Annotated in this window: 10 protein-coding genes and 1 pseudogene; 6 read left to right on the plus strand and 5 right to left on the minus strand. The window is 32.8% G+C overall.

Features of this window, described 5'->3' with window-relative positions:
* A pseudogene (locus AC34EU_RS05200) lies at positions 1 to 1,975 on the minus strand (amidohydrolase family protein); the annotation flags it as partial.
* Positions 1,976 to 2,120: 145 nt separating this feature from the next.
* Between AC34EU_RS05200 and katG the strand changes: the two are divergent.
* Entirely contained in the window at positions 2,121 to 4,352 is a 2,232-nt protein-coding gene (gene katG, locus AC34EU_RS05205) for a catalase/peroxidase HPI (protein WP_487534466.1), read from the plus strand.
* 16 nt (positions 4,353 to 4,368) lie between these two features.
* A complete protein-coding gene (locus AC34EU_RS05210) occupies positions 4,369 to 5,802 on the plus strand; it encodes a Gfo/Idh/MocA family protein (RefSeq protein WP_487534467.1) in 1,434 nt (477 codons plus the stop codon).
* On the opposite strand, the gene AC34EU_RS05215 is transcribed toward AC34EU_RS05210, so the two are convergent.
* From AC34EU_RS05215 to AC34EU_RS05225, 3 genes are read right to left on the minus strand one after another with little or no spacing between them, the layout of a single operon-like run.
* Complete coding sequence (locus AC34EU_RS05215; RefSeq protein ID WP_487534468.1) at positions 5,792 to 6,361, minus strand: queuosine precursor transporter; 570 nt, start codon at positions 6,359 to 6,361, stop codon at positions 5,792 to 5,794. The two genes, AC34EU_RS05210 and AC34EU_RS05215, sit on opposite strands and share 11 nt — an antisense overlap.
* A 33-nt stretch (positions 6,362 to 6,394) precedes the next feature.
* Positions 6,395 to 6,847, minus strand: a complete 453-nt coding sequence (locus tag AC34EU_RS05220; RefSeq protein ID WP_487534469.1) for a phosphoribosyltransferase — start codon at positions 6,845 to 6,847, stop codon at positions 6,395 to 6,397.
* Complete coding sequence (locus tag AC34EU_RS05225; RefSeq protein ID WP_487534470.1) at positions 6,848 to 9,058, minus strand: carbohydrate binding family 9 domain-containing protein; 2,211 nt, start codon at positions 9,056 to 9,058, stop codon at positions 6,848 to 6,850.
* A 148-nt stretch (positions 9,059 to 9,206) separates the two neighbouring features.
* Here AC34EU_RS05225 and AC34EU_RS05230 point away from each other — a divergent pair, with 148 nt between their 5' ends.
* The 4 genes from AC34EU_RS05230 to AC34EU_RS05245 all read left to right on the plus strand — a co-directional run bounded on the left by AC34EU_RS05230 (position 9,207) and on the right by AC34EU_RS05245 (position 13,408).
* Entirely contained in the window at positions 9,207 to 9,335 is a 129-nt protein-coding gene (locus AC34EU_RS05230) for a hypothetical protein (protein WP_487534471.1), read from the plus strand.
* 146 nt (positions 9,336 to 9,481) lie between these two features.
* The gene (gene nagB / locus AC34EU_RS05235; protein ID WP_487534472.1) at positions 9,482 to 11,386 is read left to right on the plus strand and encodes a glucosamine-6-phosphate deaminase; all 1,905 of its coding nucleotides are present in this window, start codon (positions 9,482 to 9,484) and stop codon (positions 11,384 to 11,386) included.
* A gap of 1 nt (position 11,387) precedes the next feature.
* The gene (locus AC34EU_RS05240; protein ID WP_487534473.1) at positions 11,388 to 12,086 is read left to right on the plus strand and encodes a 3-keto-disaccharide hydrolase; all 699 of its coding nucleotides are present in this window, start codon (positions 11,388 to 11,390) and stop codon (positions 12,084 to 12,086) included.
* Positions 12,083 to 13,408, plus strand: a complete 1,326-nt coding sequence (locus AC34EU_RS05245; RefSeq protein ID WP_487534474.1) for a Gfo/Idh/MocA family protein — start codon at positions 12,083 to 12,085, stop codon at positions 13,406 to 13,408. The genes AC34EU_RS05240 and AC34EU_RS05245 overlap by 4 nt, the downstream gene beginning before the upstream one ends.
* Here AC34EU_RS05245 and AC34EU_RS05250 read toward each other — a convergent pair.
* Positions 13,405 to 15,021 carry an N-acyl-D-amino-acid deacylase family protein gene (locus tag AC34EU_RS05250; RefSeq protein WP_487534475.1) on the minus strand — a complete coding sequence of 539 codons (1,617 nt, stop codon included), beginning with the start codon at positions 15,019 to 15,021 and terminating at the stop codon, positions 13,405 to 13,407. The genes AC34EU_RS05245 and AC34EU_RS05250 overlap by 4 nt on opposite strands.
* Positions 15,022 to 15,205: the final 184 nt, after the last annotated feature.

A 15,205-nucleotide genomic window follows, 5' to 3' on the forward strand; every position in this document is an offset into this window, starting at 1 on the left:
CTTCATCTTCATCTTCATCTTCTTCTTCTTCTTCTTCTTCTTCTTCTTCTTCTTCATGAAGTCTTATGGATTGTTTTATGTCATAACGAAAAAGAGTTTTACCCAAAGTCCAGTATACAATATCTCCATTTGAATTCCAGCTTGGAAATTGCCCTCCAAATTTGGTTAATTTCATGGAAGGGAAATTAGCATTTTTAGCATCTTTAACATTAACTTTAACTCCATTTGAACCTACAAGTGGAATAGTAACAATATATATATCGTTATTTATTTGTGCTAAGGCATATTCTCCTTTAGGAGCTCTTATAATTACACTAGCTTTTGAGGGAGTTTTTTTTGGAGCTGATGGAATATCTGAAAGAAGATGATTATCATTATATCCGGAACCATAAACTGTTATTCCATCAATTTGAATATGTTTTTTTTGGTCAAGCCCATCCCAGCGAATAGAAATTAACCCATCAGCCGAAGAATTTAAATAAATACGGTTATCATTTTGAGCAAAATGTGGATTTGAGATTTTAGAGTCACCTTTTATTATAAAATTATTACTCCCTTGTTTTTTAGCATCTAACCAAACTAGACTTGTCCTTTGTCTGTAAGAAGAAGGTCCGTCAGATTCTCTAAAAGCATCAGCAGACCCTGTAAAAACTACAATTCTGTTATCATTACTCCAGGCCGGTTCTCTGTATGTATTATTATCAATTGATAACTTAACAGGTATATTTTTTTTACCTAAACCAACCTTGTAAACCGCACCACCTTGTGTTTCATCCCAAGTTATGAAGGCAATTTCTTTTCCATTTGGATTCCAAACGGGCATTGCCTCAGTAGAATTAAATGAAGTCAATCTAATTGGTTTTTTTTCTTTAAAACTCATCCAGTATAATCTATCTAATGCAATGAAAACAATTGAAGTTCCGTCGGGAGAAACTTTTTGATCACGAATTTGATTGATATTAAAAGTTTCACTGTCTTCTATTGGATAATTAAATTTTAACTGAGGTCCTAAAGCTATCTCTTCTTCCACCTTGAAAGGAATGTTTATTGCGTCTCCACCTTTAATTGGAATTCTATATATTTTTCCTCCATATGAAGCCACTAATTCTTTACTGTCAGGAGTAAATGCCATTGCTGGTAGAACTCCAAGAGGAGCAATTGATTCTTGTTCATCTCTTTGAACTGGGTAAGCCAGCCAACTTTCTTCTTGGGTTTTTAAATCTCTTTTAACTAAACCAGTTTGATCATTAAACCTGCTTCCATAAACTAGCCACTTTCCGTCAGGAGAAAGTGTTGGAGAAAATGCAGAGCCATATCTTGAAGTCATAACCTCTTTGGTTCCATCTTCACGATCATAAGTTGCTAACTGATACTGAGGGAAGCGGGCATTATACTGCCAAGCACCTGTTCTTTGAGAAAACCATATTTTTTTTCCATCTGAACTAAATCTAGGTTCAGATATTTTTAAATTATCTGGTTTATCAATTAACTGAACACCTGCTCCTCCTTTTTTGTGGTAGAGGTGTAATTTAAAATTACGAGTACCTTTACTTAGAGCAATATAATTACCATCTGGAGACCAATCTGCAGATTGCATTTGCTTTGTTTCGCCTTTAGTAACTTTAATAGTGTCTTCTTTTTTTCTGTCGATTATCCATGCATTGTTTCCGCCACTTCTGTCTGAAAGAAAAAGAATAGAATTTCCATCTGGTGAATATCTTGGATGTGAATCGAAAGGTAATCCTTGAGTAATTCGAGAGGCTCTCCCTCCGTTTAAAGGGAGCTCATAGAGGTCACCCAAAAGATCAAAAATAATTTTACTTCCGTCAGGATGAACATCAAGAGACATCCAAGTTCCTTCATCTGTATCTATTTTAATAGATCTTTCTGGATTCAAAGGGAGTTTATTTTTAGATTGAGATTGAACGGTATTGGCAAATATTATTGCAAGAACTAAACAAAATAATTTTTTCATGGTTTTATTCTTAGGTATTATAAATATATTCATAAAACAAATATAATTATAAGAATAAACTATGATTCTTTCATTGAAAATAAACTGATTTTAAATACTTTTATAGTAACCAAGAGTTTCAAACAAAATAAATAAAATTATAAAAATGGATAATCATTCACATCCTAGTAAATCTTCAATTGCTGGTGCTAATAATCAAGGTAAGTGCCCTTTCATGGGTGGAACAATTAAAGGTAGTGCAGGACATGAGCCAGTAAACCGTGACTGGTGGCCCAATCAGTTAAAATTGAATATTCTACGTCAACATTCAAATTTATCCAGCCCAATGGATGATAAGTTTAATTATGCAGAAGAGTTTAAGTCACTCAATTTAGAAGCTGTAAAAAAAGATATTTTTGATTTAATGACGACTTCACAAGATTGGTGGCCAGCAGATTATGGTCACTATGGTCCTTTTTTTATAAGAATGGCATGGCATAGCGCAGGTACATATAGAATTGCTGACGGAAGAGGTGGAGCTGGTTCTGGAACTCAACGTTTTGCTCCATTAAATAGCTGGCCAGATAATGGCAATCTTGATAAAGCAAGACTTTTACTTTGGCCCATAAAACAGAAATATGGTAAAAAATTATCATGGGCCGATCTTATGATTTTTGCTGGTGACTGTGCCCTTGAATCAATGGGATTTGAAATATTTGGATTTGCGGGCGGTAGAGAAGATGTTTGGGAAGCTGAGGAAGATATTTATTGGGGATCAGAGAAGGAATGGTTGGCAGACGATAGATACTCAGGTAATCGTGAATTAGAGAATCCTCTAGGCGCTGTTCAAATGGGACTTATTTATGTAAATCCAGAAGGTCCAAACGGAAATCCTGACCCTTTAGCAGCAGCTAGAGACATACGTGAAACTTTCGGAAGAATGGCTATGAATGATGAAGAAACAGTTGCACTAATAGCCGGAGGACATACTTTTGGTAAAACTCATGGAGCTGCAGATCCAGATCAATATGTTGGACCTGAACCTGAAGCATCTAGTATTGAAGAACAGAGTTTAGGCTGGAAAAATACTTATAAGTCAGGTAAAGGATCTGATACAATAACAAGCGGTCTTGAAGGAGCTTGGACAACTACTCCTACTAAATGGAGTAATAATTATTTTGAAAATCTTTTTGGATATGAATGGAAATTGACTAAAAGTCCAGCTGGAGCACATCAATGGATTCCAAAAGACGACTTAGGAGCAGATAGTGTTCCTGATGCTCATGAGCCTGGTAAAAATCACGCACCAATTATGTTAACAACTGATATTTCGATGCGTGAAGATCCAATATATGGTCCAATATCAAAACACTTTTATGAAAATCCTGATCAATTTGCAGATGCATTTGCACGAGCCTGGTTTAAACTAACTCATCGTGATATGGGGCCTCGTAAAAGATATTTAGGTCCATTTGTTCCAGATGAAGTTCTTATTTGGCAAGATCCAATTCCAAATATCACACATGAACTTATAAATAATGATGACGTATTAAGTTTAAAGGAAGAAATACTTTCTTCGGGTTTAACCATTTCTCAACTTGTTTCTACCGCTTGGGCCTCTGCCTCTACCTTTAGAGGGTCAGATAAGCGGGGAGGGGCAAACGGAGCTAGAATAGCTTTAGAACCTCAAAATAAATGGAAAGTTAATAACCCTGACGACCTATCAAGGGTAATAAAAAAACTTAAACAAATTCAAACTAAGTTTAACTCTTCTCAAGCTGAAAATAAACATGTTTCGTTAGCTGATTTGATAGTTTTGGCTGGATCTACTGCTATTGAAAAAGCAGTAAATAACTCTGGAAAAGAAATAAGTGTTCCGTTTAGACCCGGAAGAGCAGACGCATTTCAAGACATGACAGATATTGAGTCCTTTTCAGTCTTAGAACCAAATGCAGATGGATTTAGAAACTACTTGAAGTCTAAATTTGCAGTTTCTGCAGAGGAAATGCTGGTAGATAAAGCACAGCTTTTAACTCTTACGGCTCCTGAAATGACTGTTCTTATTGGTGGTTTGAGGGTTTTAAACATTAATTCAGATAAATCTGATCATGGTGTTTTTACAGAAAATAAAGAAACACTTAGTAATGACTTTTTCACAAACTTATTGGATATGAATATAACTTGGAAAGCGATCTCTGATGATCAATCTGTTTTTGAGGGACGTGATCGTAAATCAAATCAAATTAAATGGACAGGAACTAGAGTTGATTTGATTTTTGGATCAAATTCTGAATTAAGATCATTGGCGGAAGTTTATGCAAGTAAAGACTCAGAGCAACTTTTTCTAAATGATTTCGTTTCTGCCTGGAGTAAAGTGATGAATTTAGATCGTTTTTAATACTTATGATAATTAAATGAAAAATTATAGTCGTCGAAAATTTATAAAAAAATCAGGTCTTTCCGCAGCTGCTTCTTTTGGAATGACAAGTTTGGTGAGTGGTTCTTGTGATAATAATCTTATTCCCCCACCTCAAGGAAGGTATATGGGAGACTTCGCAGCTCCTAAGTTAGATGTTATTAGAGTTGCTTTTATTGGCGTAGGGTATAGGGGTAGTGGTCATTTAAAATATTTTGGAGGTATTCCTGGAACAGAAGTTGTTGCCGTTAGTGATTTATATGAAGATAATGTAAACAAGGCTGTGTCTAGACTTGAAGAATATAGTAATTCAGATAAAGTAAAAAAAATATCAAAATATTGGGGAGGAGAAAATAAGTGGGAGTTGATGTTAGAAGAAACAAAACCTGATGTGGTTTTTATTTCCACGAACTGGAATAATCATGCTCCTATGGCAATAAAATCAATGGAAAAAGGTGCTCATGTTTTTGTTGAGGTTCCGATTGCAAATACCCTAGAAGATATGTGGAAGATCATTGATACTTCTGAAAAAACTCAAAAACATTGCATGATGCTTGAAAATGTAAATTATTTTAGAGCTGAAATGATGTTTTTAAATATGATTCGACAAAACTTCATTGGTGATCTTCAGCATGCAGAAGCTGCGTATATTCATGATCTGAGATTTCAAATGAACGAAGAAAATAGAGGTACTGGATCATGGAGAACTCATCATTATGCAAAAAGTAAAGGAAATTTATATCCTACACACGGCTTGGGGCCAGTGGCTCAATACATGAATTTAGCAAGAACTGAAGATACTTTTAAAAGTATTGTGTCTTATTCCTCTCCTTCAATGGGCAGAGAGCTATATGCTAATAAAAACTTCCCTAAAGATCATAAATGGAATAAGTTAAGTTTTGAAAATGGAGATTTAAACACATCAATAATAAAGACTCATCTTGGAAGAACTATTTTAATTCAATGGGACGAGACAAGTCCTAGACCATATTCTAGAATTAATTTAATTCAAGGTACTAATGGGATATTAACCGGTCATGATATTCATAATAATTTATATAAAAGTAATAATCCTGTCAAAGTTGCAATTGATGGAGGTTTAAAAGGAGCGTCGGATTCATCTCACAAATGGGTGTCGGGTTCTGATTTAAATGAAACCATTAAAAAGTATGAACATCCTTTTTGGAAAAGATTAAATAAAAAGGCTAAGGATAGTGATCACGGTGGGTCAGACGGGATTATGTTGTTAAGAATCGTAGAATGCTTACAAAAAGGAATTCCATTAGATCAAAATGTATATGAGGGATGTTTTTGGAGCTCTGTAACTCCATTAAGTGCAAAATCAATTAAAGAAGATGGTTCACCTCAAATTTTTCCTGACTTTACAAGAGGAAATTGGAAAACAACAAAACCACTTGATATCATTTCTTAACTATTCTCTTTAGAAGAAAGTTAAGAAGAACTCCATATGTTGGGAGAAAGAAAACTAAACCAATGATTATTTTTAATATCGTCTGAGTTCCTGCTATTTCAAACCAATTCAAAGCCATATATTGATCATCTGACCCAGAGAAAGCAGCAAAAAAGAAAGTATAAGAATCAATAATATTTGAGATTACAGTTGATAAAGCTGGAGCCAACCACCAAGCAGAATACTTTTCTCTTATAAATTGGAAAGCATAAATATCTATTAATGTACCAAAAGCATATGCAGTAGCACTAGCTAGTCCGATTCTAAAAGCAACTGAAAGTAAGTTTCCCTCTATATAAACAATTAAAACAGAAGAAATAATTGCCAAAGGATAGGCGTATGTGATAGTCTTTCGAGCTATAGATTTCCCTAATAATCTAACCGTTAAATCAGTTGCAACAACAACAAGAGGAAAGCTAAAAGCTGCCCAAGTTATTTTATATCCATACAGTGTTAGTGGAATAGCAACTAAAGCATTGGATAGTGTGGTTATACTTATATGAAGTAATACCAGTATCAAGATTAAATTCAGGTTATTTTTATTCAATAAACTTTAGTTTTTTTCCCAAGGGAAGACTATCCAAGAGGGAGTTTTTGATTTATCAATAACCTTCCCTTTATATTCTACTTTAAAATCACTGGAAAGATTATTAACCAAAACTGCATAGTGCACCTCTGTATTTATATCCTTTATGTTTTTTTTAATGAAATTAAAAGTAGCTCCAGTGTCATTTATATCATCAATAATTAAAATAGTTTTATATCTGTTAATTGAATATTTTAATACATCTAAATTTGGTTTATTATCACTATCTCTTAACTGAACATCAAGGACTTTATGAGGGACTTTAATGGCATGTGATAAATACACTCCTGGTATACACCCTCCTCTATTTATACTCAAAATAACTTTAGGTGCCCATTTTGATTTTTGCATCTGCCTTATAATGTTCGATAAAGCCAATTGCATATCTTCAATACTGAAGTTGATATTTTTTTCGTTCATTTATTTTCTGTTAAAAACATCAAATTGATAGTTATACTTTATTGTAATAACTTGATTATTTACACGATCCATGAAATCTTCATCCTCAATTAGATTTAAAACAACAAAAAGTCCAGTATTAGCATTTTTCAACCATCCAAACCTTGCATTAACAGACGTTATATTTGTAATATTATTATATTGAATAAGACTTTGGAGATATATTCTTGGAGTAAAAGAATAAGTAAATTTACCTCCAGTTATTAAAGCATTGATATTTCCGTTTTGAAGTTCTAGTTTATTATAATTTATAGTTAAAGCTGAATTGAATTTATTACCCAATCTAAAATTAATAGTATTTCTTGATGAAAACCTATTACCTCCGTAATAACCACCAATTACGGTCCTAGTTGAATAATAAATTTGTTTATTTTTATTAGTGAAGACTATTAGTTGAAACTCTTCATGATTGTATTCGCCAACGGGTACAGTTACTCCTGAAATTGAAAAATCGTTTAAAACACCTTCAGTTGTGAAATTAATCCCAGTATGTATTTCAAATCCACTTTTCCAAACCCAGTGATTGTCAACATGAAGAAAACTAGATATTAAATCATTATTGAAATTAAGATATTTATGACCAGAGACATGAGGTCTAACTTCAAGAAAATTACCAGTATTTTTAGGTCTCCATTGTTTAAAAATCAAAAATTCAGGTTTCTTAAATGCATCTCTAAGTAAAAAACCAACTTCTGGATTGAACCCTTCACCAACCTCTGTGTAAGCTCCATGAATTCTCCAACCATCCCAGGCATATTCAGCTTTGAAATTTAATGCATGATCATCACTATTTATATCTGGGCTTGAACTTTTTGAAAGAAATCCTGTTACTTGAGCTTTTTTCCCTAACCCCCATTTTCCATCAATAGCAACAACTCTATTATAATTATTTGATTGAGTTCCTAGTTCAGATTTGTTTATATATATCCCTCCGATTGAGGATCTGCTTTTGGCAAAATCATGATTTACTCTGGCTACTGTAAAGTTGTTTTCAAGAATTCCCTCAGACCTAACTTCATCTGTAAACATATTTAAAAGACCAATATTAGTTTGTCCTATTTTTCCAGAAATTCTAGAACCGCCTATTATTGGAACTACAGAGCCATCTTCACTTAATCCAATACGTCTACTAAAAAACAAATCAACTTCTCCAGGACTTCCTACACTAAATTGTCCTGCATTTTCAAGAAAAAAGGCTCTTTTTTCAGGAAAAAAAAGATTAAATCTGTCTAGGTTGACCTGTTGTTCATCAACTTCGACTTGAGCAAAATCTGTATTATATGTCATATCTAAAGTTAGTCCGGGAGTAAGACTGTATTTAAGATCAACACCATACTCTTGGTTATTTGTTTTTGAATTATTGGATTTGTTATTTACATTTTGTGTAAGGGCATATGGAAAAATCTTAAGATTTTTAGGACTTTTTAAATTAACCCCATTCATTTTTCCAGCTAGTGAGAGTCTCTTTATTTCAAATGCAATAGGAAGTTGTGCCCAATAAGCAATTTCACTTGTTTTACTAATATTTCTTTGAAAGTTAATACCCCATGTTTTGTCTTTACCACTTCCAAAACGAATAGTTCTTAATGGAATCGCAAATTCAGCACTCCAGCCATAATCCCCTGTTTCAGTTTTCACTTCCCATGAAGCATCCCAATTCAAATTTGTACCTCCAATAACACCTCCTTGTTGCATATTGCCCTCTCCTTCATTATCAATTTGAGCATCATATTCCACTCCAATGGAATTTGTTCCAAATAAAAATCCATTTTGCTGATCATTGTAGGTGTCAAGAATAAAAAGAAAACTGTCATCATCATTTAAATTAGAATCTCTTCTCGAATCAGAAACTACTATTTTTTCAGGATCTTTATCAAAACATATAACACCAACATAGAGTGTGTTGTTTGTAAAAGCCATTCTAATTTCAGTCTTTTCTGACGCGGGAGATCCGTAAAAAGGTTTAGCTTGAGATAAATTAGTGATTGGTTCAATCTGTGCCCATGTGGGATCCGTAATTATATTTCCATCAAGCTTAGGTTCAGCAGAAAGATAAGAGGCATTAAAATTAGGGGGATTAGTGAGTTTTGATTTTTGTGCATATAATGGAATATTATATAAAAAAACAAAACAAGTTATTGTCTTAATACAATTATAAAATAAATTATACATTTTTTAATTTATCTAAAGATTTATCCACAAATATGAAAACATAAATCTAAAATATTGAACTTTTTATTCAATTATTTTTTAATCAAGAGTTTGTCATGATTTATAAATCATATTATATTTGTTATACCTTTAAATTAAATTTTATACTATGAGCAGTAAATTCTTCGGAAATAGGTTAGAAAAAAACACCTCTAAGCAGTCTAATAAAAAGACCGTTAATAAAAGTAATGTAGCTAAACGTTCAACTGCGGTAAGAAAAACGGGAAGAGGAAGTTAAAAGATTTCAGTTTCTTTTTAAAACAAATAAAACAAATAAAACTTGAAACACATGAAAACATTTTCCTTTATCAATTGTAATAGCAAAAAAAATGCCACTACAAAGGGTGTTCAATTTTCAAATTGTAGGATAAATAAAATATCATAATGATAAAAGAATTAGAATCTATTGAATATAAAATTCCAGGAAGAGATGAAGTTACTAGGTATGAAAAAATACATAATGTTTGTGTTGATTCTGCCGAACAAGGGTCTAAATTGGTAGCGAATGAAATAGCGAACTCAATTAGAAAATGCTCCAAACCTCATTTTATTTTAGGACTTGCTACCGGCTCCTCACCTATAGGAGTTTATAGAGAATTAGTTAGGCTACATAAAGAGGATGGTTTGAGTTTTAAAAAAGTAATCACATTTAATTTAGATGAATATTTTTCAATTGAAAAAAATAATGAACAAAGTTACCATAGCTTTATGCATCAACATTTATTTTCTCATATAGATATTGTTAAAAGAAACATCAATATTCCACAAGGAAAATTATTAGAGGAAGATATTTCAAACTATTGTGATAAGTATGAAAAAAAGATTAATTCTCTTGGTGGGATTGATTTTCAAATACTTGGGATAGGCAGAACTGCTCATATTGGATTTAACGAGCCAGGATCAAATCAAAACTCTTGTACAAGAATAGTAAGTCTTGACTCTATGACTAGGCAAGATGCTGCTGAAGATTTTAATGGAATTGAGTCTGTGCCAAAAAGGGCAATTACTATGGGTATTAGGACTATACTTAGTGCTAAGCGAATTGTATTATTAGCTTGGGGTCACAAAAAATCTAACGTCATATCAAAATCTATAGAAGGTGAGATAGATTTTAATTATCCGGCTAGTTTTCTTCAGAAACATAACAATACAACCTTCATTTTAGATAATGAATCAAGTGCTCAATTAATAAAACATAAAACTCCTTGGCTAGTTAAAGATTTTATTTGGACTGATGAATTAAGGAAAAAGGCTATAACATGGTTAAGTACTAAAACTAGTAAATCAATATTAAAATTAACTCAAAGAGATTATAATGAGAACGGGCTGTCAAGTATAGTTGCTTCTAGTGGTTCTGTTTATGACACCAACATATGGATGTTTAATCAGCTTCAAAAAACTATAACAGGTTGGCCGGGAGGTAAACCCAACAATGATGACACAGACCGTCCTGAAAGAGCTAATCCTTCTAAAAAACGTGTTTTGGTTTTTAGTCCTCACCCTGATGATGATGTTATTTCTATGGGAGGAACAATCAAACGTCTTCAGGATCAAGGACATGAAGTTCATATAGCTTATCAAACTTCAGGAAATATAGGTGTTTCAAATGAAGAAGCTTTAAGGTTCATTGAGATAGCAAAATATTCATCTTCAAAAGAAATAATTATTATTGATGAAATAGAAGGAGAAATTCAAAAGAAAATTAATTCTAAATCGATTTTAAAACTTAAGGGAGCGATAAGAAGAAGTGAATGTTTAGCTGCATCTCGATATTTGGGTCTTTCTGAGAGTAATTTACACTTTATGAACCTTCCTTTTTATGAGTCAGGAAAAATAAAAAAGAATGATCCAACAAAAAATGATATTGAAATAACTATTAATTTAATTAAAGCTATTAAACCTCATCAAATTTTTGCTGCAGGAGATTTGGCTGACCCTCATGGAACTCATAGAGTGTGTCTAAACATTCTATTTGATGCTCTTAGGGAAATTAAAAATCAATCATTTATGAAATCTTGCTGGTTATGGTTATACAGAGGCGCATGGCAAGAGTGGGATATAGATGAAATAGAAATGGCTGTTCCTATGAGCCCTAGTCAAGTGGTTCAGAAAAGAAACGCTATATTATACCATCAATCTCAAAAAGATAAGGTAATGTTTCAAGGAGAGGATAATAGAGATTTTTGGGTAAGAGCTGAGCAAAGGAATAAAAATACAGCTCAGGAATATAATCGCTTGGGAATGGCTGAGTATGAGGCTATGGAAGCATTTAAAAGACATATATACTAAAATGAAAAAATTAATAAGTGTAATTGTTATGTTTTGTTTTATTTCATGTAGTCAGAAAAGTGAATGGATTTACCTCTTTGATGGAAAAACAACAGATGGTTGGAGAGGCTATAATTCTGAAGTAATGCCTCCAGGCTGGATAGTTAAAAATGGAGTTTTAGCATTTGAAACAAAAAGAAGGTTAGAGTCTGAATATAAGGGGGGAAGGGATATAATTTATGTAAAAGAGGAATTTGAAAACTTTGAGTTATATCTAGAATGGAAAATATCAAAAGGTGGAAATAGCGGCATTCTTTACCATGTTAAAGAAGGGTATAATGGACCCTATGAGGCTTCTCCCGAATATCAATTGATTGATGATTTAAAGTGGGGTGAAGTTAACAATAGTTCTCTTGAGAATTGGCAAAAGACTGCTGCTGATTATGCTATGTATGATGCAGAACAGACTAAAAATTTGATTAAACCCGCAGAAGAATGGAATAGCTCCAAAATTATTTTTACTCCATCAAAAGTTGAACATTGGTTAAATGGACAATTAGTTCTATCTTTTATTCCGTGGTCTGAAGATTGGAACAAAAGAAAAGAGAGAGGCAAATGGAAAGAGTTCCCTGATTATGGAAAGTATAAAAAAGGGTTTATTGCATTACAAGATCACGACAGTTCTCTTTCGTTCAGAGAAATAAAAATCAAAAAACTATGAATAAAAGAACCTTTTTAAAGACCTCTGCTACCCTAGCTTCAACTGTGTTTGTTCCATCTTTTGGCTGGGCTCTATCAAAAAGCAAAAGATTAAAAACAGCTCATATTGGAGTTGGAGGAATGGGAGGAGAAGATCTTAAAGCAATTTCTTCACATAATTCCGTTGATGTTTTTGCTCTTTGTGATGTTGATTCTAAAGCCTTGGCAAAAGCAAGAGAATTACATCCTAATGCAAAAATATATTCTGATTACAGAATTATGCTTAGTGAGGTAGGAGATCAAATTGAAGCTGTAATTGTTTCTACTCCTGATCATACGCACGCGCCAGCATCACTAATGGCAATGAATATTGGTAAGCCAGTATATTGTCAAAAGCCACTTACTCATCATATTTCAGAAGCCAGGAAAATGCAGATGGTTGCAAAAGAAAAAAACTTAGTAACACAGATGGGTATCCAAGTCCATTCTTTTTATGATTATAAATTAGCTACAAAACTTATTCAATCAGGAATTATTGGAAAAGTAAATACTGTTCGTGCTTGGTCTCCAAAAAACTGGGGTTATGATGGGCCTAAGCCTGAAGGAACAGATCCGATTCCATCTACTTTAGATTGGAATCTATGGACTGGTACTGCAAAAAAGAGAAATTATAAAAAAGAAATTTATCACCCTGGAAACTGGAGAAAATTAGTAGATTTTGGTTGTGGTACTTTGGGAGATATGGGAGTGCATATTTTTGACACTCCTTATAACGCCTTGGCACTTGATGTTCCTAAAACAATTAAAAATGAATGTAGGCTGCCTAATGGGTTTGGTTTTCCAGAAAAAAACAAGGTTACATATATTTTTCCTGGAACTGAGTATACAACTAAAGAATTAAAATGGGTTTGGTATGATGGGGCTGATGCTCCAGATAAACATCTAAATTTAAAACTTCCAAATAATGAGGTTCTTCATGACCAAGGGTCTATGTTTATAGGTGAAAAAGGAAGATTATATCTTCCACACTTTATGAAAGAACCACAGCTGATTGTTGATGGTAAATATCAAGAAATTAATTTTGAAAAATTTGATTTAGAAGATCCTGTTCGAAACTATGAGTTAGAAAGTAAAAAACATTATCATCAGTTTGTGGATGCTTGTCTTGGAAAAGATAAATGTTCAGCCCCATTTTCATATGCCTCAAAACTTACGGAGACAATACTATTAGGAGTTATTGCAGGGCGTTTTCCCGGGGAGAATTTGAATTGGGATAAAGATTCAGCTATGTTCAAAGAAGCAAAGGCAAATCAATATATCTCAGGTTCTTATCGTGAGTTTTAATTATTTATATATCCAGGACCTTTAATAAATTTCCCAGAAAAAACTCCCGTATGGAAACCGCTGTCAATCACTTGTTGACCATTAACAAAGACATGTTCAATTCCATCTGCATACTTTAAAGGATCATTAAAAGTTGCTTTATCTCCAACTGTATCTGGATCGAAAATCACTACATCTGCATAGAATTTTTCTTTAAGAAGTCCTCTATCCTTTAAACCTAAATTTTGAGCTGGAAAACCTGTTAATTTTCTAATACCTTCCTCAAGTGAAATTAAACCTTCATCGCGAGAATATTTTCCAATAACACGTATAAAGCTTCCAAAAGCTCTTGGATGGGTTCTGAACCCTTCAGGTGAATCAGAAAAAGAGCCGGCATCAGAACAAAATGAAACCCATGATAACTTTATTTTTTTTCTAATATTTTCTTCACTCATACTAAAATAAATACATTGAATTCTGCTGTCGTCTTCTATTACTAAATCTACTATAGCCTCCTCTGGAGTTTGATTCCTTTCTTTAGCTGCCTGAGCTATTGTCATTCCAATATATTTTTCAGCCATAGACTCTTTATTAAAACCTACCATTAGAATTCCTTCAGGAGCTTGATCTTTTAATTCTTTCTTAATATCTTCAATTATTCTTTTTCTAGGACCTGGTTCTTGCATACGATTAATCCATGCTCTATGACCTCCTTCTTGGATCCATGTTGGAATGACTCCTGTTAAACCAGTAGATGACGCGTTATAAGTATACATGTCAGCTGTAATTTCTAAACCTTCGGCTCTCGCCTTTTCAATTTTATCAATCATTTTATCCAAAAGATTCCAATTAGATTTTCTAGAAGCTTTTAAATGATAAATTTCAGCAGGTATATCTGCTTCTTTTGAAATTTTAATTAATTCATCTATTGCTTCTAAAACCCTGCTGTCTTCATTTCTTATATGAGAAATATACATACCTCCATATTCAGATGCAGTTTTGCTTAAAGCAATCAGTTCATCAGTACTAGCATAGTCTGCAGGAGCATAAATTAATGACGATCCGATACCCATAGCTCCCTCTTCCATACTTTTTCTGACTAATTCTTTCATTTTAGTTATTTCTTCCAAAGTTGCTTTTCTATTGTCATATCCAACTTCTTGAATTCTTACAGTTGTAGCTCCTAAAAAGGATGCTATATTTGTTGAAACTCCATTAGACTCTAATTTACTCATGGCTCCTCCAAATGAAATATAGTTAGAACTATCCTTGACTCCATTTGGGCCTGGAGAGGTTCCTTCTCCAAAAACCTCTAGAGTTACGCCTTGCTTGATATCACTCATGGATCTTCCATCTTTTAATAATGAGCCATATGCCCAGCTGAGCATATTTATAAATCCTGGAGAAACAGCTTTTCCCTTAGCATTGATTGTTTTTTTTGAATTAAATTTTTTTAATGGACCTACGTATAATATTTTTTCATTCTTAATTGCAACTGATCCCTGATATGGCTTTTCTCCTGAACCGTCATATATCATTCCGTTTTCAATTAATATATCACATGAAGAAACATTTTGATTGCAACTATTTAAAAGCATAAAAAAGAAAGCTGTAAATAAATATTTTTTTATCATGACTTAAGTGTTTGAATATAAATATATTAAAATAATGATATTCACTTTATGAATTTTAAACAAATAAAATATTGAATGTTTTATTATTATTTCAAAAATTAACATTTTAATGACTAATAATAATTGAAACATTAAAAAAAAATCCTTGTTTTATATTATATTTATACTAAGCATAATCCTATTT

The sequence above is a fragment of the Candidatus Marivariicella framensis genome, from assembly GCF_982709265.1.

Excerpts from the sequence above, each read along its gene's own strand:
- katG (WP_487534466.1), top strand. The coding sequence starts at position 2,121 with ATGGATAATCATTCACATCCTAGTAAATCTTCAATTGCTGGTGCTAAT.
- AC34EU_RS05210 (WP_487534467.1), top strand. The coding sequence starts at position 4,369 with ATGAAAAATTATAGTCGTCGAAAATTTATAAAAAAATCAGGTCTTTCC.
- AC34EU_RS05220 (WP_487534469.1), bottom strand. The coding sequence starts at position 6,847 with ATGAACGAAAAAAATATCAACTTCAGTATTGAAGATATGCAATTGGCT.
- AC34EU_RS05225 (WP_487534470.1), bottom strand. The coding sequence starts at position 9,058 with ATGTATAATTTATTTTATAATTGTATTAAGACAATAACTTGTTTTGTT.
- AC34EU_RS05230 (WP_487534471.1), top strand. The coding sequence starts at position 9,207 with ATGAGCAGTAAATTCTTCGGAAATAGGTTAGAAAAAAACACCTCTAAG.
- nagB (WP_487534472.1), top strand. The coding sequence starts at position 9,482 with ATGATAAAAGAATTAGAATCTATTGAATATAAAATTCCAGGAAGAGAT.
- AC34EU_RS05240 (WP_487534473.1), top strand. The coding sequence starts at position 11,388 with ATGAAAAAATTAATAAGTGTAATTGTTATGTTTTGTTTTATTTCATGT.
- AC34EU_RS05245 (WP_487534474.1), top strand. The coding sequence starts at position 12,083 with ATGAATAAAAGAACCTTTTTAAAGACCTCTGCTACCCTAGCTTCAACT.
- AC34EU_RS05250 (WP_487534475.1), bottom strand. The coding sequence starts at position 15,021 with ATGATAAAAAAATATTTATTTACAGCTTTCTTTTTTATGCTTTTAAAT.